Raw genomic sequence first — 22,853 nt, 5'->3', positions numbered from 1 at the left:
GGTATATAGATTTAGTCAATTATTTAACCGCATTTAGAGGCTCCGCAATTCGTGCAGATCAAACAACCTTCTTGATAAATCAAGGTCTCCAACCCACAGTTCGGACATTTCTGCCCTTTCGCTTCCATGCCGTTCGGTAAATATTTCTTCAAGGCCCGTTCCACGCCATTCTTCCAAGTATTGATAGACTCGCTATTCAACTCCATACCCTGTACCAGTTTTATAACCTGATCGATAGGCATTCCGTAACGGAGCACACCGGAGATCAATTTAGCATAGTTCCAATATTCCGGATTAAACTTGCCATCCAAGCCTTCGATTGTCATTTTATAACCGCGTTTATTCTTGAACTGGAAGTCGTAATGCTTATTACCATCCTCATCATAGCTCTTGATGATCGTACCTTTAGAAACGTTTTTAGGTAACATGATACCCTCGTCATCATCGGCCAAACCGGTAAAGATCTCATACGGACGGCCATTCAACAAGCCGACGAAAGCGATCCATTTCTCACGGTTATTCTGGAATTTTACCACATCCGCATCCAACTCACGAGGACGGGTAGATACGATAACCGGTGGTTGCATGCAGTTACAATCCTCTTTTTTCTTCTTTTTATCTGTCGCAATCAAGACACCGGAACGAGAACCATCTCGATAAACAGTACATCCTTTACATCCGCATCTCCATGCCTCAACATACAAAGAGTCTACCAACTCCTCACTTACATCGTTCGGCAAATTGATCGTTACGCTGATAGAATGGTCCACCCATTTCTGAATGCGTCCTTGCATACGGACTTTTTGTAACCAATCGACATCATTGGAAGTCGCTTTATAATAAGGAGACTTAGCAACTAGCTCCTCCACTTCTTCTTGTGTATATTTCTTACTTGCCGAATAACCATTCGCTTGCATCCACGTTACAAACTTATGATGGAATACGATATACTCCTCGAAAGCGTCGCCTGTCTCATCCACGAAATCCACACGAGCCTCGGAATCGTTCGGGTTTACTTTGCGGCGGCGCTTATATACCGGCAAGAATACCGGCTCTATACCGGAAGTGGTCTGTGTCATCAAGCTAGTCGTTCCTGTCGGAGCGATTGTTAAGCAAGCGATATTACGACGACCGTATTTCAACATATCCTCATATAAAGCAGGATCAGCCTCACGCAAACGGTTGATGAACGGATTTTTTTCCTCACGCTTCGCATCGAATATCTCAAAGGCACCACGTTCTTTCGCCAACATTACGGATGAACGATATGCGGCCAAAGCTAATGTCTTTTGTATAAGTTCCGCACAATCGGTTGCTTCTTCTGTTCCATAACGCAAACCTAAAGCGGCAATCATATCGCCTTCCGCCGTAATGCCCACACCTGTACGACGTCCTTGCAAAGTCTTTCGTTGGATCTTTTCCCACAAATGACGCTCTGTTTGTCTTACCTCCATGGATTCCGGATCCGAGTCGATCTTAGCCAAGATCATCTCGATCTTCTCCGACTCCAAATCAATAATATCATCCATAATCCGCTGGGCCAAACCTACATGCTTCTTGAATAAATCATAATCGAAATAAGCGTCCGGAGTGAACGGATTTACCACATATGAATATAAATTGATCGCTAACAAACGGCAACTATCATACGGACAAAGAGGTATCTCGCCACAAGGATTCGTGGAAACCGTACGGAACCCCAGATCCGCATAGCAGTCTGGTACAGACTCACGTAAGATCGTGTCCCAGAATAACACACCCGGTTCAGCGGATTTCCAAGCGTTATGAATAATTTTTTTCCATAAGCCAGAAGCATCGATATCCTTCACATAAACGGGAGAATCCGAATCAATTGGATATTGTTGCTTATAGGTACCGCCATTAACCGCGGCATTCATGAAATCATCATCAATCTTCACAGATACATTTGCACCTGTAACCTTACCTTCCGTCATCTTAGCGTCGATAAACGCCTCCGAGTCCGGATGTTTAATAGAAACGCTCAGCATCAAAGCTCCACGACGGCCATCTTGGGCCACCTCACGGGTGGAATTCGAATAACGTTCCATAAACGGAACCAACCCGGTAGAAGTCAACGCAGAATTCTTAACCGGAGAACCTTTCGGGCGAATATGCGAAAGATCATGGCCTACACCACCACGGCGCTTCATTAATTGTACCTGTTCTTCGTCAATACGAATAATCGCACCATACGAATCCGCTTGCCCGTCCAATCCGATAACAAAACAATTAGAGAGTGAGGCTATTTGATAATCATTGCCAATTCCCGTCATCGGACTTCCTTGCGGAACGATGTAGCGGAAATGATCAAACAGGTCGAAAAGTTCTTGTTCCGACAACGGATTCGGATACTTTTTTTCCACACGGGCAATCTCACTTGCCAAGCGATGATGCATATCATTCGGAGATTCCTCATAGATATTTCCAAACGCATCCTTCAAGGCATATTTATTTACCCATACTTTAGCGGCGAGCTCGTCACCGGTAAAGTAATCCAATGAAGCCTTAAACGCTTCGTCAAAAGTGTAAGTTTTACGATCCACAATTATTATATTTATTTTGCGACTGCAAGTTTACGCATACTTTACCAGTTATCCAAATTACCCTACGTTAAAAAGAATACTTATTGAAAAGTTTTCCAAAACCAAACTCGCAACCCCACATTTTCAACTACTTAAACAAAACTAAACATCAAATAGTTTTCCAAAAAGAAAACTTAACACTTACACAGATTTCCCAAAACAAAGAAGGACGCCTCTTTAGAGAGACGTCCTTATCCTACTATATAGGGATTCTTAATTTAGTTCTTGAGCAAGACCTCGATTTCCTCAACGGAAGACCGGAAAGACTTACTAGTCTCAATCTGGTCTTTGATCGTCTTACAAGCATGCAAGACAGTCGCATGGTCTTTCTTTCCTACGATCTTTCCAATATGGGAAAAAGAGGAGTCCGTATATTTCTTCGCCAAATACATCGTGATCTGACGGGCTTGCACGATCTCACGTTTACGGGAATTAGTTTGGATAACCGATTGCTCCAAGTTGAAATACTTGCAAACGATCTCCTGAATCATCTGTACGGAGATCTGTTTCTTCTCCAACCGAACCGCTTGGCTAACCACACGTTTCGTCAACGGCAGATCGATCTCACGATTATTGATAACTGCATTAGCCATTAAAGAAACGAGAATACCTTCCAAGTCACGGACATTCTCCGTCACATTATTAGCGATAAAGTTAAAGACCTCATCCGGAATCATGATTCCGTCATGGTTGATCTTATTCTTCAGTATCTTTTTACGTAGATCCAGATCCGGACGGCTCAACTCAGCCGTCAATCCCCATTTTAAACGGGTGATCAAGCGCTCTTCCATCCCTTGCAAATCCACAGGAGGTTTATCAGAAGTCAAGATAAGCTGCTTACCTAACTGGTGCAGGTGGTTGAAAATATGGAAGAATGTATTTTGAGTCTTATCCATACCGATCAACTCCTGTATATCATCCAACAGCAGCACATCGATATTTTGATAGAAATTCAAGAAGTCATTAGTCGTATTCTTACGGATAGCATCTGTAAACTGTACCCGGAACAAATGCGAAGATACATATAACACTTTCTTTTCCGGATGCAACTCCCGGATACGGGTTCCGATCGCATGGCATAAGTGAGTTTTACCCACTCCTGACGGACCAAAAATAAACAACGGGTTAAACGTAGTCTTTCCCGGATTCTGGGCAACAGCCTCACCCGCCGTACGAACCAACTTATTGCTCGTACCCTCGAAATAATTATCAAAATTATACTTCGGGTTCAACTGAGGGTCCAAATCCTGCGGAGCAGTCGTCATAAAAGGATTCGGAGCCTTGTTAGCGTCCTTGGGAGTGACTTTCTTTACAGCGGTGGAAGCATTCTCCGCTGGATAATCAACCGTACCACCAGTTGTCTTATCCACCATGATACGGTAGTTAAGAATGGTTCCTTGACCGATTACACGATACAATGTAACTTTCAAAACATTAACATACTTCTCTTCCAGATACTCATAGAAGAATTGACTAGGCACCTGTATGGTAAACTTCTTGTCTTCGTATGATAACGGAACGATAGGTACGAACCATGTGTCAAAAGCTGCCTTAGGCACAATATCCTTTATGACCGCAAGGCACTTATTCCACAATGTTTGATAATCAGTCTGCATGTTTTCTTTCTCTCCCACTAATACTTTTTACATTCGGACTACAAAGTTTAGAAATTAATTCCGAAAAAAAAAGTGCTATTTTGTTTGGTAAATATGAATTTTCAATATCCCTTTTAGATTCAGATAGTTACTAATACCCATCTGATTTACTGTTATTTAGATCGACCAATGTTCAAAAACCCTTTATTTTAGAGACCTCTACAAAAGCGTAAACGCAGACGTCCGGTGACGGAATAAGGCCTCAGGAAGTATCTATCTCACTTTACCTAAAGGCCTTATGCGTATAATCAGCAGGAGTCCCCTAACTTTTTGTCTAATTAGAATGATTCTAAATAACGTCTTTTATGCTATGATTTTTTAACATAATCAAAAAACAGAGAAATGCACGTATCTCTTCGGATTCTCCCGCAAATCAAGCAATAGCTTAGAGGCGTTGTCCATCGTGCTGTTCAGATTATCATACAATCCTTTGTCGTTCAACAATAAGCCGATGCTATTATCCGTCGAGTTCAATTTATCCGTAGTCAACTTCAAGTTCGCCAAGGTCGCATTGATGGAATTGACCGTTGTAGCCAAATCCAATTCTTTCAAGTTGGCGCTCACCTCCGAGAAATTATCCGTCATCGTCTTCAAGTTATTCACGATACCCGGTACATCCTTACTCAACATCTGATTCAACTGACGAGTAGACACCTCTAGGTTGCTAGTCGTTTTTTCGATATGATTCAAGGATTGAGCCAAGGCCGGATGAGCGATCAAGGTTTGCAAACTACCCAAGATCGTGTCGATCTTCGGCAAAAGGTTCTCAACGCTTGGCAAGATCTTCTCCTGTACGGATTGCATCATATCCTCTTCCATTCGTCCCTCGAGCGTAGAACCCGGCTTCAAAAAGTCATCCACGTAAGTGTTCAAATGGATATGCAACTCAGCTCCGCTTAAGAAAGTATTGACAACCGCTATATAACTTCCCTTATTCAGCCTCATCTTATCTTCCAAACTAACCTCAACGATGATCTTACCGGTCGTATCATAGTCATAAATAATATCACGAACCAATCCCACCTTAAAACCATCCACAAATACAGGGCTGGAAATCGTCACCCCCTTTACGTTGCTGAATGATACGTAGTAATGGTTCACCGGTTGAAACAGGTTAATACCCTTCAGATAATTAATGCCTAAATACAATAACGCCAGACTTACGATCGTCACAAGTCCGATCTTCGCCTCTTTAGTGAATACACTTTTCATTTCCTTTATTTATAATGTATAATTTATTCCTAAATCATTAATATTTCACCTTCTTCCCATCCTTAAAAGCGATGATGAAAGCATCTTTAAAATCTTTTGCGATCGTTCGGCGCATCTTCCGGATCGAGTTAAAATCCGAAGTCTCGCCATACGTGTATTTATAGATACCTTTCTCCACATAGAAATCCACGTTCTTGTACCCCTTAAATAACCGGGAGTTCGCAGGAAGCTTCTTATTGGAAGTCAAGAATTGTATCTTATATATAACCTTTCCTTTCGTGTTCCTGTTCACGGAAGTGGTAGAAGAAACTGAGTTTTTCTGTCTTGTGGCTTGCTGTTTTTTATTTAAGATATCAGCCTCGCTCCCCGGAGGCGGAGTTTCCTCATTCGCTACGGGAGCAACGACAGCTCCGGAAATATTTCCTTTACGACGATCGTAATTCTTCTTATATTTGCAAAAAGCATCGTACAACGCTTCCGCCAATTTATTTTGTCCGGCGGCGGTTCTCATGAACTGCTCTTCTTGACGATTCGAGATATACCCCAACTCGACCAGAACACTGGGCATGCTCGTTTTACGAAGCACCAAAAAACCAGCCTGTCTTACGCCACGGTCCACCCGCTTACAAGCCCTGAACGATTTCTGTATCTCGGAAGCCAAACTAATACTTTGCTCCATATGCTTATTCTGCATAAACTCGAAAATGATATATGACTCCGAAGAGTTCGGGTCAAATCCCTCATACCGTTGTTGATAATTATCCTCCAACAAGATCGCTGAGTTCTCGCTCATAGCCACCTCTAAGTTCTCTTCGCTACGGGCCAAACCCAGCGTATACGTCTCCGTACCTTGCACGGTACTTCCACGCTTTACGGCATTCGTATGGATAGACACGAAAAGATCCGCCTTATTGCGGTTCGCTATATTCGCACGTTCGTCCAACTCGATAAAACGATCCGTCTTACGAGTATAGATCACACGCACATCCTCCGCGTTATTCTCTATCAATCGACCCAATTTTAAGGCGACAGCGAGATTTATCTCCTTCTCATTAATATTCGCCCCTCTAGCGCCCGGGTCCTTACCGCCATGCCCGGCATCGATCACGACCGTAAAAGTCTTCTCTCTCGCCTGAAGTCCGGGCAAGAAAAAAAACAACGCAAATAGCAAGTTAATATATAGAAAAGACTTTTTGCTCACTTTCTAAAATTATTGCAAATTTGGAGACAAATGTAGTGCTTTTTTGCTGATTGACAGATGTCTTTTTTTATAATTAAAACAAAAAAAGAGGGTAGTTTCGAAACTACCCTCTTTCATGATATATTAAAGTATCTATTATTCAGAAACAACCTCGAAAGGAACCTCAACGGAAACCTCTTTGTGAAGTTTCAAAATAGCCTTATAGCTACCTACTTCCTTAACAGACTCCTTGATATAGATAATCTTACGATCGATATTCTCAAAACCAGCCTTAGCCAAAGCCTCAGCAACTTGGATATTCGTTACAGAACCGAAGATCGTACCTGTAGAGCTAGTCTTAGCACCAATCGTCAAAGCTACACCCTCTAACTTAGCGGCCAAAGCCTGAGCGTCTTCCTTGATCTTAGCCAATTTGTGGGCGCGTTGCTTCAAGTTCTCAGCCAATACTTTCTTAGCAGACTCTGAAGCGATCACTGCCTTACCCGTGGGGATTAGAAAGTTACGTCCGTAACCGTCTTTTACTGTTACGATATCGTCTTTGTAGCCTAAATTCACTACATCTTCTTTCAAAATAACTTGCATATTCTGTCTCCTCTTAATTAATTATTTCATCAAATCGGTTACGTAAGGAAGCAAAGCCAAGTGACGAGCACGCTTTACAGCCTGAGCCACACGACGTTGGAACTTCAAGGAAGTACCAGTGATACGACGCGGAAGGATCTTACCTTGCTCGTTCAAGAATTTCTTCAAGAATTCAGGATCCTTATAATCGATATACTTGATACCGTTCTTTTTGAAACGGCAATATTTTTTCTTCTTAACGTCTACTGAAGGCGGAGTTAAATATCTGATTTCTGATTGAGTTGCTGCCATAATTAATTATTCTCCTTTACTGTTTCTTTAGATGATTTCAGATTTCTTCTCTTAGCTGCATATTCTGCGGCATACTTGTCTTGACGGAAAGTCAAGAAGCGGATCACACGCTCGTCACGACGGAAGTTCAACTCCAACGTAGCGATAACACTAGGATCTGCCTTGAATTCAACCAACTGGTAGAAGCCTGTTGTCTTCTTGTCGATAGGATAAGCTAACTTGCGCAAGCCCCAGTTCTCTTCATTCACGATCTCAGCTCCTTGAGCTTTCAGAAGGTTCGTGAATTTCTCTACCGCTTCCTTCATCTGAGCGTCAGACAAAACGGGAGTCAAAATGAAAACGGTTTCGTAATTGTTCATAAAACGCTGTTTAATATTGATTAATAAAAAATTTTGCGGTGCAAAGGTAGTGATTATTTGATAACTGGCAAATAGTTATACAACTTTTTTCAATCTCAGACTCATTTCACTCGTTTTAGCACCAACATCCAAAAATTCATAGCCTCCTCATTCCGGATCGTTTTCGCTTGCAAGGATAAAGTGGCCGTACCTTTCGATAGAGGAATCGTACCGACAGAGCAAGGAGCAAATCCTTTCACATAAGACTCCTCCCGGAGAACCCTATCCAAATCCGCACCGAGCATGGGTTGGTCATTTACTTGATCCAATGTAAATACAAGATTCTCGGCATCCCGGTCCGTACGAAGTTCAAAAGTAGAGCCTATATTTCGTTTATCGCAAGTATAATAGATAAAAGCCTCGAACAAGCCGGATTCCTCCACCTCCACATTCCAGCTTATCTCCGCTTCCGGGCTTTTCCAATTCGTAAAATAAGAACAATTCGGATAACGGTTGGAGCGTTCGATCGGGCCGGATATCCTCGCATCCCGGGCCGGTAGCTTTGAATAGGTTTCCTGCGGATGACCGATTATAAACGGACGGGTATCCTTCTTCGGGAAATCCGCCAGTAACTCATCCTTAAACCAATTCGAATAACGCTTCATCCGCTCATATATCTCGGGTTCTTTATCCGATACATCCTTCCGTTGCTCACGATCTATATCCGTTTTATATAAATGACCTTCCGCATCCAATAGATAATATGAGATACGCACACTCGTCTTACCTCCCCAATAACTATATAAAACCCGATCCATAGCAGGAGCTTTCTCATCCAGCAATCGCTGTCCCCAATCGATTCCGTCCAGTTTCCTTAACGGGGTATATTCTATTCCCGCCAAACCTAATAAAGTAGGGATTAAGTCTATAGCCCCGGACAACTGGGTTTCCACGGCCCCTTTCCTTATGTGTCCCGGCCAACGGATACAAAACGGCGAACGAACACCCCCTTCATCCGTAGAGCCTTTTCGCCCTTTCATCCCACCATTCCACCGGAAACTATTCGGGCCGTTATCCGAGAAATAAATAACAATCGTCTCTTGTTCCAAATCCAATGAATGTAACAAAGACAATACACGTCCGATATTCCAATCTAAATTCTCGGCCAAGGCCAAAGCCGCTTTCGTAAACGTAGTATCTTCTTGCTCCGGGAAAGTAGCTCGCTGCGACAAGGTACGATCTTTTACACGGTTCCACCAACTATCCGGGACTTGCATCGGACTATGAGGTGTGTTATAAGACAAGAACATAAAGAATGGATGTTCTTTATGATCACGTATATAATCCAAGGCTTTATCGGTCAGATCATCTATGATAAAGCCCTCGCCCGAAATAATCTCTCCGTTATGCTCCAACACCGGGTTCCAATAATTCCCCCAATGCCCGGAACAAAAACCATAGAACTCCTCGAAGCCCCTTGCGTTCGGATGGTAGGGATATTGCGTACCACTATGCCATTTTCCAAATAGAGAGGTAGCGTATCCGGCCTCCCGGAAATATTCCGCGATCGTTTTCTCTCCCAGATTAAAGCGCTCGCCTCCCCCGGTCGTAGAATTAACGCCACTCCGTACATGATAGCGTCCGGTCAAGAACTCCGCCCTCGTCGGGGATGACACCGGACAGACATAAAAATTCTCCAAGATCGTTCCCTCATGAGCGATACGATCTATATTAGGAGTTTGCACGAAGGTATTCCCCGTGAAGCCCAAATCGCCCCAACCTTGGTCATCCGATAACATTACGATGATATTGGGGAGCTGTTTTTGAGCGAAGGCCGGAATACAACCGGCCCCCACTCCCAAAACACTAAACAATACGCCTAACTTTGTCATTCGATTCAACTTTTTGCCTAATCAAGATTACCTTTATTGCGGACGGCTATATCCTTGATCCAACAATTTCTTCAACAACGCAGAAAGCTCATTCGCAATGCCTTTCTCACGCAAGAAGAGATTATTACTCTCCAAAGAATCGGTCCGCATATTATAAAGTTGGCCTTTCGGTCCATTCTTCACCGGGGATAAACGGGCGGGAGCCGTAAAACCACCGGAGCCCAGACAATCGATATATTTCCAATCTCCCTTCTTGATCGCTAATTTGCCGGAGCCGGACAAGTACATGATCTGGTCTCTCGTCGAGGCATTCATATCACCATCCAATACTTTCTTAAAGCTAAAGCTATCCTCTGCCTGTCCTTTAGGAAGGGATTGCCCGGTTAAATCCGCCAATGTAGCCAATATATCTACCAAGCCAACCGTTTGGGAACAAACCCCAGGGCGCTTGATATGATCCGGCCAATGAACAATCAGCGGAACATGATGACCGCCGTCCCACGCATCACCTTTCTGCCCACGGCGGCTCCAGTTACTTTGATGCCCGTATTGCTGGATATCCTCCTCTTCCCATGCGCCTCCGTTATCACTGGCGAAAATGACAATCGTATTCTTCTCCAGACCTAATTCCTTTAGTTTGGCATTCACCCGAGCCACGACATTATCGATATCGCCCATAAAATCGCCATAGGTACCTAACTCGGTAGATCCCTTAAACTGAACGGTGGGCAACCATGGGGTATGCGGACCGGTTAACGGCATATATAAAAAGAATGGCTTGTCCTTTCGTCCTTCCCGATCGATAAAAGCGATACCCTCATCTACGATTGTCGGGAAACATTCCTCAAACTTAAAGGAGCGCGACATCTCTCCGTTACGCCACCAAACGCCCCGTTCCCAATAAATATCATTCTCGTTCGTATGTTTACGATCCCAAGCGTAAACCGTCTCATCCTGTTTCTTCGGATAAGCGTCCGCCGTCAAGATGACATCCGGGTCCACGACACGGTCATTACGCACGAACGCATAAGGCGGCATATCCAAGGAAGCCGGAAGGATGAAAGAATAGTCAAACCCTAATTCCGTAGGGCCTCTTTTTACAGGGGCGGAGAAATCCGTATTCGTATAACCAAATTTCTTAGGGGTAAGAATCTGTGGTTTCGAGTCATCTTTCAACTGCCAGTCGAGCCCTAGATGCCATTTCCCGACACAAGCGGTCGTATAGCCGGCATTACGCATCAAGGAACCGATCGTCAAACGCTCCGGTTCGATATATGGAGACAAGTACCCCCAATACTCGGACTTCTTCGGCGTACGGAAAAAATAACGTCCTGTCACTAAACCGTAGCGTGAAGGCCCACTCAACGCACCCGCAGAATGGGCATCCGTAAAACGGATACCGTTCCGGGCCAATTGATCGATGGCCGGTGTACGTACCCTAGCATATGGATTATTGCATCCAACATCCCCGTACCCCATATCATCCGCCAGAATGATCACGACATTGGGTTGCTTTTGGGCGAACACCACCGGCACATATAGTAAACCGGTGGCTAATAAAGACAACTTGATCTTCATATATTATTTTCTATTCGTTAATAACCTTGATTCTGAGCCAGGTTCGGATTCGCCTGCCGTTCGCTTAATGGAATCGGGAACAATAGCTGGGTTTCCGTATACACCTTACCCCAATTCGTCTTATAGCCGATAAAGTCCACATATTCCCCGGATTTATCATCCCGGATCTTACGGGTGCGTAGCATATCAAACCACATCTTATTCTCATAACATAGGTCAAAGTAACGTTGGTCCCAGACTTCCTCCAAGAATGCGCTTGCGTTGGTCTGCCTGAACGGTGCTAATCCGGCCCTTCCTCGTATTTGGTTCACGATATCGATGGATTGCTGGTTCGGAGTACCATCCGCATTCACTTGCGCTTCCGCATACATTAATAATACATCCGTGTAACGATATACACTCCAGTTCAAGTCCGACTTCGCCGTATTATCAACAGCTACTTGATCAAAAAACTTATAGATATAATAGCCATTCAAATCCATAAACTCCAACTCTGCCGCTCCCGGAGAGAACTTACTCGGATGCCCCTTGTAGTTCGTAAAGAAATATTGCTTCTCTTCCGTACGCTTATCCCCTTTTTCAAAACTTTCTACGAATTCCTTGGTAGGGATCAGGCTACCATATTCCAAATCGTAGGCGGAAATGCCGGAACGAGAAGGTAAAAAGATACGTACCGACTCGTTATGCCGCTTGTTCAAGGAGAACTGAACTTGATAAATAAACTCTCCCTTATTATTCTGCGACGGAAGCCGTAGGCTCTCATAATCCGTGAAGAGCGTATACTCATTTGATTTTATAACCTCCAATGAACGTTTAGCCGATTCCGCGTAATAAGATTTACCTCCTTGCAAAGGATAACCGGCATACGTAAGATAGACATCCGCAAGAAGCGCTTTCACCGCTCCCATCGAGACACGCCCTGTATGATCGCTAAAAGCCAGATCCGATTGTTCGGCCTCCAACAAATCCGGAATAATGATCTCATCATAGATTTCCTTTACCGGGGCACGAGATACTTGCAGCTCTCCCAACTCCGACTGTACGGTCGTAATCTTAGGGACATCACCAAAGATACGTACTAAATAGAAATAATACAAAGCCCTCATAAACTTCACCTCAGCCATATAGCCATTAATCAAGGAAGCATCCAGATTCTCGAACTCCCCGAGTTTTTGAAGCGCGAGGTTACAGTTCGCGATACCGGCATAACAATCTTGCCACCAGTTCTCGATATACAAAGAACGATCACTCACCAGTAGATCCTGAAAGTCCTTATAATTCGCTTGGGAATTCTCGGAAGTAGCTTTGCCTGTCATATATTCGAGCAATAAGATCGTATTACATCCCCAGCCCGGGGTCATCTTATTAAAGACCGTATTCTTCAAATAAGCCGAATTCGTCAAGGCCAAAGCGGACTCCTTACTTGTCAACTTTGAATCGGTAGTCATCGTACCGGTAGGCTGCTCGTCCAAGAAATTATTACAAGAAGACAAGAATAACGCACATAATGAGACGATATAGATTTTATTTATTTTCATAACTCAATCGCATTAGAATTTAACATTTAAACCAAAAGTAAAAGTACGTGCCTTAGGCTCGCTGAAGTCGTCGATACCTTGTCCGAAAGCAGCATCCTCATAGGTCGTAACCTCCGGATCATAGCCTTTGTACTTCGTGATACAGAACAAGTTCTGAGCACTCGCGTAGATTCTCAAATCCTGTAACCTTATCTTTTGGAGCAAACTCTTGCTGAAAGTATATCCCAAGACGAAGTTCTGCCCCCGAACGAAAGAACCGTTCTGCATCCAATGTGAATCCGGATAAGAATCATAGTACGATTTCATCGGACGACGCTGGGCAACCATCGTATGCTGGTTTTGCGGAGTCCAAGCGTTCAAATTCGACTTGAAGCCATTCGCTACACCCGACCGATCCTCGGCGTTATGAGTAGCGCAATTCACGACATCATTCCCGAACACGAAGCGGAGATCGAACGAGAAATCGAAGTTCTTATAAAGGAACGTATTAGAGATCGTCATGGTCCAGTCCGGGGAGGTACAGCCGATAATCGTATTATCCTCGCTATTGATCTTCCCGTCGCCATTCAAGTCCTCATACTTCACGTCTCCCGGGAGGCGGTTGTATTTAGCCGCTTCAGCGGCCTCGTCCTCACCCCAAGTTCCCAGACGACGCAATCCCCATAGCGAACCAACAGGTTCACCGACACGCAGGATCAGCATATCCCCTTGCGGATGACGCGGAGCAGGATAGATATCCTCATCATTTTCGCCCAAGCTCAGGATTTTATTGCGATTCACGCTAAACAATACCGTAGACATCCAATTAAAATTGTCAGTCTGTATATTATGCGTATTTAATGTCAATTCAAAGCCTTGGTTCTGCACAGAGCCGATATTTCGCATGATCGTATTCAATCCGGAAGTTCCCGGGATCGGGGCATTCAATAACAGATCACTCGTCTTTTTATAATAATAATCCAAAGACAAATCGATACGCTGATTCAATACGCTTACATCGACACCGGCATCCCATTGCAAGGTCTTCTCCCATTTCAAGTCTGGATTACCAAATGTACTACGATATAAAGCCGTATAATAATTATCTCCAAAAATCGCATTCTCCGATCCTAAATTCTGGAAGAAAGCATAATTGCCGATCTCCTGGTTTCCGGTCTCGCCGATACTGGTACGTACCTTTAGATTATTCAGCCAATGAACACTTTTCAAAAAGCTTTCCTCCGAGGCTCTCCACGCAAAGGCGAAAGAGGGGAAGAACGCATATTTATTATTCTTTCCGAATTTGGACGATCCGTCGTAACGGCCTGTAGCCGTAAATAGATAGCGGTCTTTCAAGGTATAATTGATACGTGCGAAATAAGAGTTGATAGACCAAGCATAATCATCCGATTTCGACGGTATCGTCACTGTTCCCGCTCCCAGATTATGCCATTGGTAAAAATCATCGCTGAAATTCTGCGAGGTAGCTTCCACGCTCTCGGCAGCCCGTTGCTGCCAGCTTGCTCCAAGCATCACATTCATACGATTGTTCTTATTGAACTCCTTATTATAATTAAAATAATTCTCACTCTGCCAATACAATTCCTTCAAGGTCGCTATTGTAGCGATACCTCCCGCCGTCTTACTGAACTGGATCAGATCCTTACCCGAATAATAATTACGTTTCCTATTACTGGCATCTACGGCGAAAGTAGACTTAAAGTTCAAGTCGTCCGTGATCTTGAAATCCAGATATAGGTCGGCGATCGTCTGGATATTGGAAGTCTCGTTCACCATCTCTTCCAGATACCGGGAAGGTGTATCCTGTACCGCACCGGGGAAATCACGGTTGCTTCCCCAAGAGCCATCGGGATATTTTACGGGAATCAACGGAATAGCTTCCTGTACCAAACGCTTTACTCCATAACTCTTGTAATTATCGTTTCCCTTATTATAATTGAACGACATATTGGCACCCATTTTCAACCAATCCCGAAGCTGGGAATCTAAGTTGATCCTACCGCTATACCGGTCTAGGAAACCGTTACGCATCAAGGCATCCTTATGCATATACCCCAAATGCACGCTATATAAGGTCTTATCGGCTCCGCCCCGGATGCTGACTTGGTGATTATGGTTGATAGCCGTTTGATAAGCCTCATCCTGCCAATCGGTATCATACAATGGGTTACCATTAGCATCGAACAAATTCGGCAGATCCGCCGGCGTCACTTTCTTGTACTTGCCTTGCGCATACCCTTCCGGATCATATTTCTGCCCGTTATCCATCGTGGTATTGTAATTCTGCCACCACTCGGAAGCGTTCATCAAGTCCAGTTTCTTCGCCATTTTACCGATAGAGACATAACCGTCGTACGAGATCTGCGCTTTCTCGTTCTTGATACCTCGTTTCGTCGTAATCATGATCACGCCATTCGCTCCACGAGCACCATAGATAGCCGTGGCGGAGGCATCCTTCAATACCTCCAAGGATTCGATCTCACTAGGATTCAACAGATTGATATTGCTTACGCCAATCACGCCATCTACCACATACAGAGGCTCATTCGATGAGTTGATAGAGTTATTACCACGGATACGCACCCGTACTTTCCCGTCCGGCGTACCGCCATTCTCAAAGATCTCCACACCGGAAGCCTTTCCCGCCAAGGCCTGCCCAACATTCACCACCGGCTTGCTCAACAGCTTCTCCGCCTTTACGTTGGTAACCGATCCGGTCAAGTCGCTCTTCTTCATCGTACCATAACCTACGACTACCACCTCATCCAATGTCTGTGTATTCTCGCCCAGCTTGATAGAGAAACTCGTCTTTCCGTTCGCCGAGACCTCTTGCGTATTATAGCCGATATAGGAAACTTGAAGGACAGAGTTGTCATTTACCTCTAGCGTAAACTTTCCGTCGAGATCGGTAATCGTACCGTTGGTAGTTCCTTTCTCCACCACGTTCGCCCCGATCACAGGATCGCCGTTCGTATCGACAATCACACCCGATACTTGCTTTTTCCCCTTGACAGTCTTGACCTCTTCCGGCACGATGATCACATAATTCCCGTTTATTTTATACGTGTATCCCGTATTCTTTAACAGCTGTGATAAGACCTGCAATACTTCCATGTCTTTCTGATCCATCGAGACCTTTCTCGACACGTCCAATTGGCTATCATTATAAGCTATCTTATAAGCAGAGCTTGACTCTAGTTTCTCAAACGCCTGTTTCAATGAGATCGAACCTTCATGGAAGGTCACTTTCTGCGCATCGATAGGCAAGCTCCCAGCCATAGCGAGGCTCAGGCAAAGAATAGCGACACGTATAGATTTATTCCTGTTCATGCGATATTAGATTTTTTAGTTAAACATTATATATCTCCTTTGTAGTACGTACTCGCTATTAGGACAAGGGAAACGAGGAGCGCACCCAACGGAAAAACGTTAACGAATTATAAAAGCCTAATATCTCCTTAACTCAATCAATATAGATCCCATCCTCTTTGATCTGATACTCCAAGCCGGGTATCATCTCCTTGACCAACATCATGATGTTCTCCAACGACTCATGCTTATTGAAATGGATCGTAAGTCGGTTGGAATGATAAGCGGAAGTACGCAAATGCACCTTCACGTTGTAGACACGTTCCAAGGTTTTCAAGATTTCCTCGAAAGAGTCGTTGTTAAACAACAAGCCTCCCTCTTTCCAATCCGAGTAATCCGAGGCCACCACCTGCCGCACGTCCATCTTTCCCCGGGAAGGGATGTAGACAAGCTGCTCGTTAGGCCTCAATATACATGGAGCCACCGAGGGATCATCGGGAAGGATCTTCAAGGAACCTTCCTCCAAGGTCGTTGTTATTTTCTCTTGGTCCGGGTAGGCGGATAAATTGAACTCGGTGCCCAGCACCTGTACCCGCATCGCTTTCGTCCGCACGATGAAAGGCTGCTCGGGGCGTTTTCGCACCTTGAAATATCCCTCTCCCACCAGATAGATCTCCCGCTTATCCCCAATAAAGTCAGAAGGATAAAGCAGCAAGGTACCGGAATTCAACCAAACCTCGCTACCATCGGGCAAGGTGATCCGCTCCCGCTTGCCGGAAGGTACGAACTGTTCCATAAAAGCAAGTTGCTTGACATCCCGCGCATCCCTGTATAGATAATAAGAAACACCCAACGACAACAAAGGAATCAGCCAGATAGCGGCGATACGTACCCACGCCGGGATACGCAGACGGCGGCGGGGCCTCACGCCCAATGTATTCTCCAACCGGGCGAAAGCCATCTCGCTCCGCTTATCCGCCTCCGGGAAACCGATCTCATTCCAGATATCCCGTAAAGCCTCTTCCTTTTCCCGCTCGTCTCCCGGCTCCGCCAATCGCTGATGTACCCGATCCACCATCTCCCCGGAGAACGAATGATGGAAAAAGTATTTTAATATCTTTTTTATAGGACTCATTCCTGCTTTTCTATTTTATCTTGTTTATAGGACCTCCTTTTCCCGCTTTACCCCCAAGCTATTAACACATCATAACAAGAAGGAAAGTCAATACCGCGTTCCGCAATTCCTTTAGCGCTAGGTTCAAGTGGTTTTCCACGGTCTTTTTCGAGAGTTGTAGATTCTCGGCGATCTCTGTGTTCGACAAACCCTCGTCGCGGCTCATCCGGTAGATCATCTTCCGCTGTGGCGGCATGGTCTCCACGATCATATCCACTAGCAACCGTAAATCCTTGGCAACTAAATCCTCGTAAGGCGTATCACTTCGTTCCCCGTCTTCCTCCCCGGCTCTCTCCAAGCTCACGAGATTCACCCGGCGGGATTCGATATAATTGAACGCCGTATGCTTCGCCAGCACATAGAGGTAGGAACCGAACGTCCTCACTTCCGTGAAACGACTCCGATGCGTCCAAAGCTTTAGGAAAATCTCTTGGGTCAAGTCCTCGGCATCGCTCTCGGACTTCACGAGTCCCAGCACGAAATAATAGACTTTCAGATGGTAACGCATGAACAATTCCCGGAAAGCGGTATGATTTCCAGCGGCAAATTGTTCTAAAATGGATTTTTCATCTGTCATCTCGATTAACTCCTTTCACGATACGGTGGGAGCAAATAAAGTAATAATAACCGGCCGTAAGAACGCTTTTCTTGTTAATAAATACAAAATTGAAAGAAATCCCCCGTATATCAAGCCCTCCCTTCCCGAAGATTTAAGGCTTCTAAAGGCATCCTTTAGCCGTTTTCTCCGTACCTATTCATCTTCTACCATCCGTTGTATGATCATCCACCAACTGTTAGAAGATCATGCAACGGATGGTGGATGATCATACAACAGATGACAGAAGATGAAAGTCTACGCTCGAAATCCTTTAAATGTAGGTTTCTTTCGCCTAATGTGTGATGAAGAATCGCTTACCGCTTCCTTATGTTCTTTTTTTTGTCTAAGTTTGTTCCTTCAATGACATTCAATATGTATTGGTTACATCATTCTATCAATTTACTCAAGATCGTGCCCTTTTTGGGTGGTTGGTTATCCGACCGGTTGCTGGGAGACCCGGAAGGTTGGCCCCATCCTATCGTATGGTTTGGCAAAGCGATCAGCGCCGGAGAGAAAGAGTTGAATAATGGCTCCGAGCGGGTCCTAAAAGGCGGCATACTGGCAGTCGTGCTTATCCTTGGCGTGTATTTAATCTGCGAGAGGATATTGTCGTGGGCTTGGATCATACATCCGCAGTTCAGTGGGTTGCTGACGGCTGTCGGCGTATTTTATTGCCTATCCGGGAAGACGCTTATTAAGGAAGTGAAGGCGGTGTTCGAGGCCGTGGACCGCAGCACGGAAGAAGGACGGCGGCAAGTGGCGCGGATCGTTGGGAGGGATACCTCGAACCTGTCGCCGCAAGAGATACGGGCGGCGGCGTTGGAGACCTTGTCCGAGAACTTAAGCGACGGCGTGATCGCCCCGATGTTTTGGTTTGCCCTGCTGGGGTTGCCGGGGATGATGGCTTACAAGATGGTGAACACGCTGGACTCGATGATCGGTTATAAGAATGATCGTTACCTTGAGTTCGGACGGATAGCGGCACAAATCGACGATATCGCCAATTACATCCCGGCCCGCCTCACGGCCTATTTGATATTGCTGGTCTCCAATAATTGGGGGAAAAGGGATTTCGTACGGCGTTTCGGCCCTGAACATGCAAGCCCTAATTCCGGTTATCCAGAAGCGGCCTTGGCGGCGGTCTTGGACTGCCAGTTCGGGGGGACGCACGATTATTTCGGCAAACCGGTGGAGAAGCCTTATATCGGAACGAACGCAAGGCCTTTCACGACCGAGGATATGCGTATCGCCATTCAAGTGAATAGTAATACGGAACTGGTGATGGGTGTGATCGTCACCCTTATTTTACTAATAATATAATATTAATAATATGGAAATTAGATTAAACAAACTGATAAGCGAAGCCGGTGTTTGCTCACGCCGGGAAGCGGACAATTTCATCGAGATGGAACGGGTAACCGTAAACGGCAAGCAACCGCACGTAGGCCAGAAGGTCACGGCGGAAGATGTCGTATTGGTGGACGGTGAACGCTTGAACGTAGAGAAATATATCCGCCTGCAAGAGGAGGAGAAAAAGGAGGTGCAGCAAGAAAAAGAATTACTCGGCACGCTCCGGAAAGCGAAACCCGAGAACAAGGGAGGCCGTGAAGGCGCTAAAATGGAGAAGTTCGGAAAGTTCAATAAATACGCTGCCGCCCGTAAGGCGCAGAAAGAGGGAGGCTGGAAATCCAAGACCGCCAAGCTTACCGACGAGGAGAAGTTATTGCGGGATGCCTTACGCCCCAAGTTCGGAAAGGCACTGAGCAAATCGGCGGTGGCGCAGCGGATCGCCGCCAACCCGAAATCGGCCGCCCTTCGGAAGACGAGCAAGAACAATCCGATCAACAAGGCTAAACGTGCCGCCCACCGGAAAAACAGGAATCACGAAGGCGATGAGTAAGAAAGTGATCTTAGTGACTGGAGGACAGCGGTCCGGCAAGAGCGGATACGCACAGAGGCTCGCCTTATCGCTGTCGCCCAACCCGGTTTACCTAGCTACCTCCCGCATCTGGGACGAGGAGTTCCGGAAGCGGGTGGAACGCCACCAGCGAGACCGTGGACCCGAGTGGACCAATATAGAGGAGGAAAAATACCTAAGTCGTCACGATCTTACCGATCGTGTCGTGGTGATCGATTGCGTAACCCTTTGGGGGACAAATTTCTTCTTCGACAATCAAAGCGACGTGGAATTATCCCTCTCCCTCCTCAAAGCGGAGTTCGATAAACTCTCCCGGCAAGATGCCTACTTGATCTTCGTGACGAACGAGCTGGGTATGGGAGGCGTGCCGATAGACGAGGTGCAACGTAAATTTACCGATATGCAAGGCTGGCTCAACCAATATATCGCCTCTAAAGCGGACGAGGTTGTCTTGATGGTCAGCGGAATCCCCGTCAAGATCAAGGAATAAGAACAACGACTTATATAAAATACTACTATCATGATACAATTTCACATCGAGGCCCCGGACAAAGGGCTGGAGGCCGCTTTACAAGACAAGATCGATAATCTGACAAAGCCGAAAGGCTCATTGGGAACGCTCGAGGCGCTCGCCCTGCAAGTGGGATTGATCCAGCAAACCTTATCGCCTGTCTTGCGTCATCCCGTGAACGTAATCTATGCATCGGATCACGGCATCGCCGACGAGGGCGTAAGCAAATCTCCCAAGGAGGTAACTCGCCAAGTGATCCATAATTTCTTGAACGGAGGAGCGGGAGTTTGCTACCTTGCCCGCCAGCATGGGTTTGAGTTGAAGATCGTGGATGGCGGCGTGGATTTCGATTTCCCCGTTATCCCCCAACTTATCGACCGCAAGGTACGCAAGGGAGGAACCCGTAACTTTCTTCACGAGGCGGCCATGACCGTGGAGGAAATGGAGAAAGCCCTTCAATACGGAGCCGATATCGTGACGGATTGTTACAACGAAGGCTGTAACGTGATCAGTTTCGGAGAGATGGGTATCGGGAATACGGCGGCTTCCAGCATGTGGATGACTTGCCTCACGCAAATCCCATTGATCGACTGTGTGGGGGCCGGTAGCGGACTGGACAGCGAAGGCGTACGGCATAAATACAATGTACTGAAACGCTCGTTGGAGAATTACAAAGGGGATGGAAGCGCCTTGGATGTTATGCGCTACTTCGGAGGGTATGAGATGGTTATGGCTGTAGGAGGCATGTTGCGTGCCGCCGAACTGAAGATGATTATCCTCGTGGATGGTTTTATCATGACGAATTGCGTATTGGTGGCTTCCCGCTTATATCCGGAGATGCAATCGTATTGCGTATTCGGGCATTGCGGCGACGAGGCCGGGCATAAACGGGTACTGGATTTCTTGGGGGCGAAAGCATTGCTCGATCTAGGGCTACGGCTGGGAGAAGGTTCCGGCTCGGTATGCGCTTACCCGATACTCGACTCCGCCGTTCGCATGATCAACGAGATGCATAGTTTCAAGCAAGCGGCAATCACCAAATATTTCTGATATGTTGCGGATACTCGCTGCGTTTATATTCTTTACTCGGTTACCGTTCTGGCGGTTGGCGGAGGTTCCGGCGGCCTGTTTCAAGAATATCGTGAGCCATTGGGCGTTGGTCGGTTGGCTGACGGCTGGTTTGTCGGTATTGGTATTGTACGCTACCTCCTTGATTCTTCCGCCATCCGTGGCGATCTTATGCGCCATGATTGCCCGATTGCTGATAACCGGCTGCCTGCATGAGGACGGGCTGGCGGATTTCTTCGATGGTTTCGGCGGCGGCACGAGCCGGGAACGCATATTGGTGATCATGAAAGACTCGCATATAGGTAGCTATGGGGTAATCGGACTGATTTTCTACTTCGGACTATTCTACCTACTAGTAAGCAGTCTCCCGATCGAGCTAGCGGGATGTGCCATACTGGCTGGAGATCCTTTTTGCAAAGGCGTCTCCAGCATGATCATCAATCGCCTGCCTTACGCAAGGAAAGAGGAGGAAGCCAAGAACAAGACCGTATATAGCCGAATGACCTCTCGAGAATATGTATTTAGCATCATTTGTGCTTTCTTACCGTTATTATGGCTTCCCCAACCTGTTTACTTACTAGCGGGTATATTCCCGGTTATCACTTGGTACTTCCTCACCTCTTTCATGAAGAGAAAGATACAAGGATATACGGGAGACTGCTGTGGAGCGACTTTTCTTCTTTGTGAGTTAAGCTTCTATATGGGTTTCGTGATCATCTATCAAACTATATAATTATGGAGATTTATTTAATCAGACATACCTCTGTCGATGTTCCCGCCGGCTACGCCTACGGGCAAACCGATGTTCCATTGAAACCGACCTTCGAGGAAGAGGCGGAAGAGGTAAAAAAAGGCTTGAGCGATCATACGTTCGATAAGGTTTGGACAAGTCCCCTTACCCGCTGCGTGCGCTTAGCTAATTATTGCGGCTTTCCGGAGGCGGAGAGAGAAGACCGTATCAAGGAGGTGAATTTCGGGGAGTGGGAAATGAAGTCATGGAATGAGCTATCCTCCGATCCCCGCTCAGAGGCTTGGTTTAAGGATTGGGTTAATAACCCGACTCCAAACGGTGAATCCCTACAAGATCAATACGACCGGGTTAGCGACTTCTTGAATGAGCTTCGCAAAAGCGGGCTGCAAAAGGTATGCCTGTTCGCGCATGGCGGGGTATTGACTTGTGCCCGGGTCTACGCTGGCGAATATCCTTTGCAAGACGCTTTTAAGAACGTACCCTCTTACGGGGCTATCGTAAAATTAGTGCTGGATTAACCAAAATCCGGCACATTTCGAAAGGATAAGATGCGGCACGCCACATCTCTACAACGGCTGGTGTATATACCAAAAAAAGGAGCCAATCTTTCGACTGACTCCTTTCACCTAAGACG

19 protein-coding genes are annotated in these 22,853 nt (G+C 45.9%); 6 read left to right on the top strand and 13 right to left on the bottom strand.

The window, feature by feature from the left end; genetic code table 11:
• Positions 1-23: 23 nt before the first annotated feature.
• The 13 genes from D7V92_RS13565 to D7V92_RS13505 form a co-directional block, all read right to left on the bottom strand.
• Positions 24-2,564: an adenosylcobalamin-dependent ribonucleoside-diphosphate reductase gene (locus D7V92_RS13565; protein WP_005855085.1), complete on the bottom strand. Its 2,541-nt coding sequence runs from the start codon at positions 2,562-2,564 to the stop codon at positions 24-26.
• A 257-nt stretch (positions 2,565-2,821) separates the two neighbouring features.
• On the bottom strand, positions 2,822-4,219 hold the full coding sequence (gene dnaA, locus D7V92_RS13560) for a chromosomal replication initiator protein DnaA (protein ID WP_008774487.1): 1,398 nt from the start codon (positions 4,217-4,219) through the stop codon (positions 2,822-2,824).
• A 366-nt stretch (positions 4,220-4,585) separates the two neighbouring features.
• Entirely contained in the window at positions 4,586-5,470 is an 885-nt protein-coding gene (locus D7V92_RS13555) for an MlaD family protein (RefSeq protein WP_005855082.1), read from the bottom strand.
• A gap of 37 nt (positions 5,471-5,507) precedes the next feature.
• A complete protein-coding gene (locus D7V92_RS13550) occupies positions 5,508-6,671 on the bottom strand; it encodes an N-acetylmuramoyl-L-alanine amidase (protein ID WP_121773081.1) in 1,164 nt (387 codons plus the stop codon).
• Positions 6,672-6,806: 135 nt separating this feature from the next.
• Positions 6,807-7,253, bottom strand: coding sequence for a 50S ribosomal protein L9 (gene rplI, locus D7V92_RS13545; protein WP_009276783.1), 447 nt, complete (start codon positions 7,251-7,253; stop codon positions 6,807-6,809).
• Positions 7,254-7,274: 21 nt separating this feature from the next.
• Positions 7,275-7,544, bottom strand: coding sequence for a 30S ribosomal protein S18 (gene rpsR, locus D7V92_RS13540; RefSeq protein ID WP_005637107.1), 270 nt, complete (start codon positions 7,542-7,544; stop codon positions 7,275-7,277).
• A 2-nt stretch (positions 7,545-7,546) separates the two neighbouring features.
• Positions 7,547-7,903, bottom strand: a complete 357-nt coding sequence (gene rpsF, locus D7V92_RS13535; protein ID WP_005865478.1) for a 30S ribosomal protein S6 — start codon at positions 7,901-7,903, stop codon at positions 7,547-7,549.
• Positions 7,904-8,004: 101 nt separating this feature from the next.
• Entirely contained in the window at positions 8,005-9,774 is a 1,770-nt protein-coding gene (locus D7V92_RS13530; RefSeq protein ID WP_121773080.1) for an arylsulfatase, read from the bottom strand.
• 33 nt (positions 9,775-9,807) lie between these two features.
• Positions 9,808-11,352 (bottom strand): arylsulfatase, encoded by a 1,545-nt coding sequence (locus D7V92_RS13525; RefSeq protein ID WP_057329227.1) that lies wholly within the window; start codon positions 11,350-11,352, stop codon positions 9,808-9,810.
• A gap of 17 nt (positions 11,353-11,369) precedes the next feature.
• A complete protein-coding gene (locus D7V92_RS13520) occupies positions 11,370-12,890 on the bottom strand; it encodes a RagB/SusD family nutrient uptake outer membrane protein (protein ID WP_121773079.1) in 1,521 nt (506 codons plus the stop codon).
• Between the two features lie 12 nt (positions 12,891-12,902).
• Positions 12,903-16,220, bottom strand: coding sequence for a TonB-dependent receptor (locus D7V92_RS13515; protein WP_121773078.1), 3,318 nt, complete (start codon positions 16,218-16,220; stop codon positions 12,903-12,905).
• Between the two features lie 133 nt (positions 16,221-16,353).
• Positions 16,354-17,334 (bottom strand): FecR family protein, encoded by a 981-nt coding sequence (locus D7V92_RS13510; RefSeq protein WP_057329225.1) that lies wholly within the window; start codon positions 17,332-17,334, stop codon positions 16,354-16,356.
• 61 nt (positions 17,335-17,395) lie between these two features.
• Complete coding sequence (locus tag D7V92_RS13505) at positions 17,396-17,950, bottom strand: RNA polymerase sigma-70 factor (protein WP_005865466.1); 555 nt, start codon at positions 17,948-17,950, stop codon at positions 17,396-17,398.
• 381 nt (positions 17,951-18,331) lie between these two features.
• On the opposite strand from D7V92_RS13505, the gene cbiB reads away from it, so the two are divergent.
• Genes cbiB through cobC form a run of 6 tightly spaced genes read left to right on the top strand, consistent with a single transcriptional unit; the run spans position 18,332 to position 22,737 of the window.
• Positions 18,332-19,291, top strand: a complete 960-nt coding sequence (gene cbiB, locus D7V92_RS13495; RefSeq protein WP_121773123.1) for an adenosylcobinamide-phosphate synthase CbiB — start codon at positions 18,332-18,334, stop codon at positions 19,289-19,291.
• A gap of 10 nt (positions 19,292-19,301) precedes the next feature.
• Positions 19,302-19,871 carry a S4 domain-containing protein gene (locus D7V92_RS13490; RefSeq protein ID WP_009276779.1) on the top strand — a complete coding sequence of 190 codons (570 nt, stop codon included), beginning with the start codon at positions 19,302-19,304 and terminating at the stop codon, positions 19,869-19,871.
• On the top strand, positions 19,864-20,379 hold the full coding sequence (locus D7V92_RS13485; RefSeq protein ID WP_008774497.1) for a bifunctional adenosylcobinamide kinase/adenosylcobinamide-phosphate guanylyltransferase: 516 nt from the start codon (positions 19,864-19,866) through the stop codon (positions 20,377-20,379). The genes D7V92_RS13490 and D7V92_RS13485 overlap by 8 nt, the downstream gene beginning before the upstream one ends.
• A 30-nt stretch (positions 20,380-20,409) precedes the next feature.
• Positions 20,410-21,450 (top strand): nicotinate-nucleotide--dimethylbenzimidazole phosphoribosyltransferase, encoded by a 1,041-nt coding sequence (gene cobT, locus D7V92_RS13480; protein ID WP_005865457.1) that lies wholly within the window; start codon positions 20,410-20,412, stop codon positions 21,448-21,450.
• A gap of 1 nt (position 21,451) precedes the next feature.
• Positions 21,452-22,201 (top strand): adenosylcobinamide-GDP ribazoletransferase, encoded by a 750-nt coding sequence (locus D7V92_RS13475; protein WP_121773077.1) that lies wholly within the window; start codon positions 21,452-21,454, stop codon positions 22,199-22,201.
• 2 nt (positions 22,202-22,203) lie between these two features.
• Positions 22,204-22,737, top strand: a complete 534-nt coding sequence (gene cobC / locus D7V92_RS13470; RefSeq protein ID WP_005855050.1) for an alpha-ribazole phosphatase — start codon at positions 22,204-22,206, stop codon at positions 22,735-22,737.
• Positions 22,738-22,853: the final 116 nt, after the last annotated feature.

It is taken from the genome of Parabacteroides sp. CH2-D42-20, assembly GCF_003670185.1.
In the GTDB taxonomy this organism is placed as follows: Bacteria; Bacteroidota; Bacteroidia; order Bacteroidales; family Tannerellaceae; genus Parabacteroides; species Parabacteroides distasonis.
Note: the sequence above shows the minus strand (reverse complement) of the source record. Positions and strands in the feature narration are given on the sequence as shown.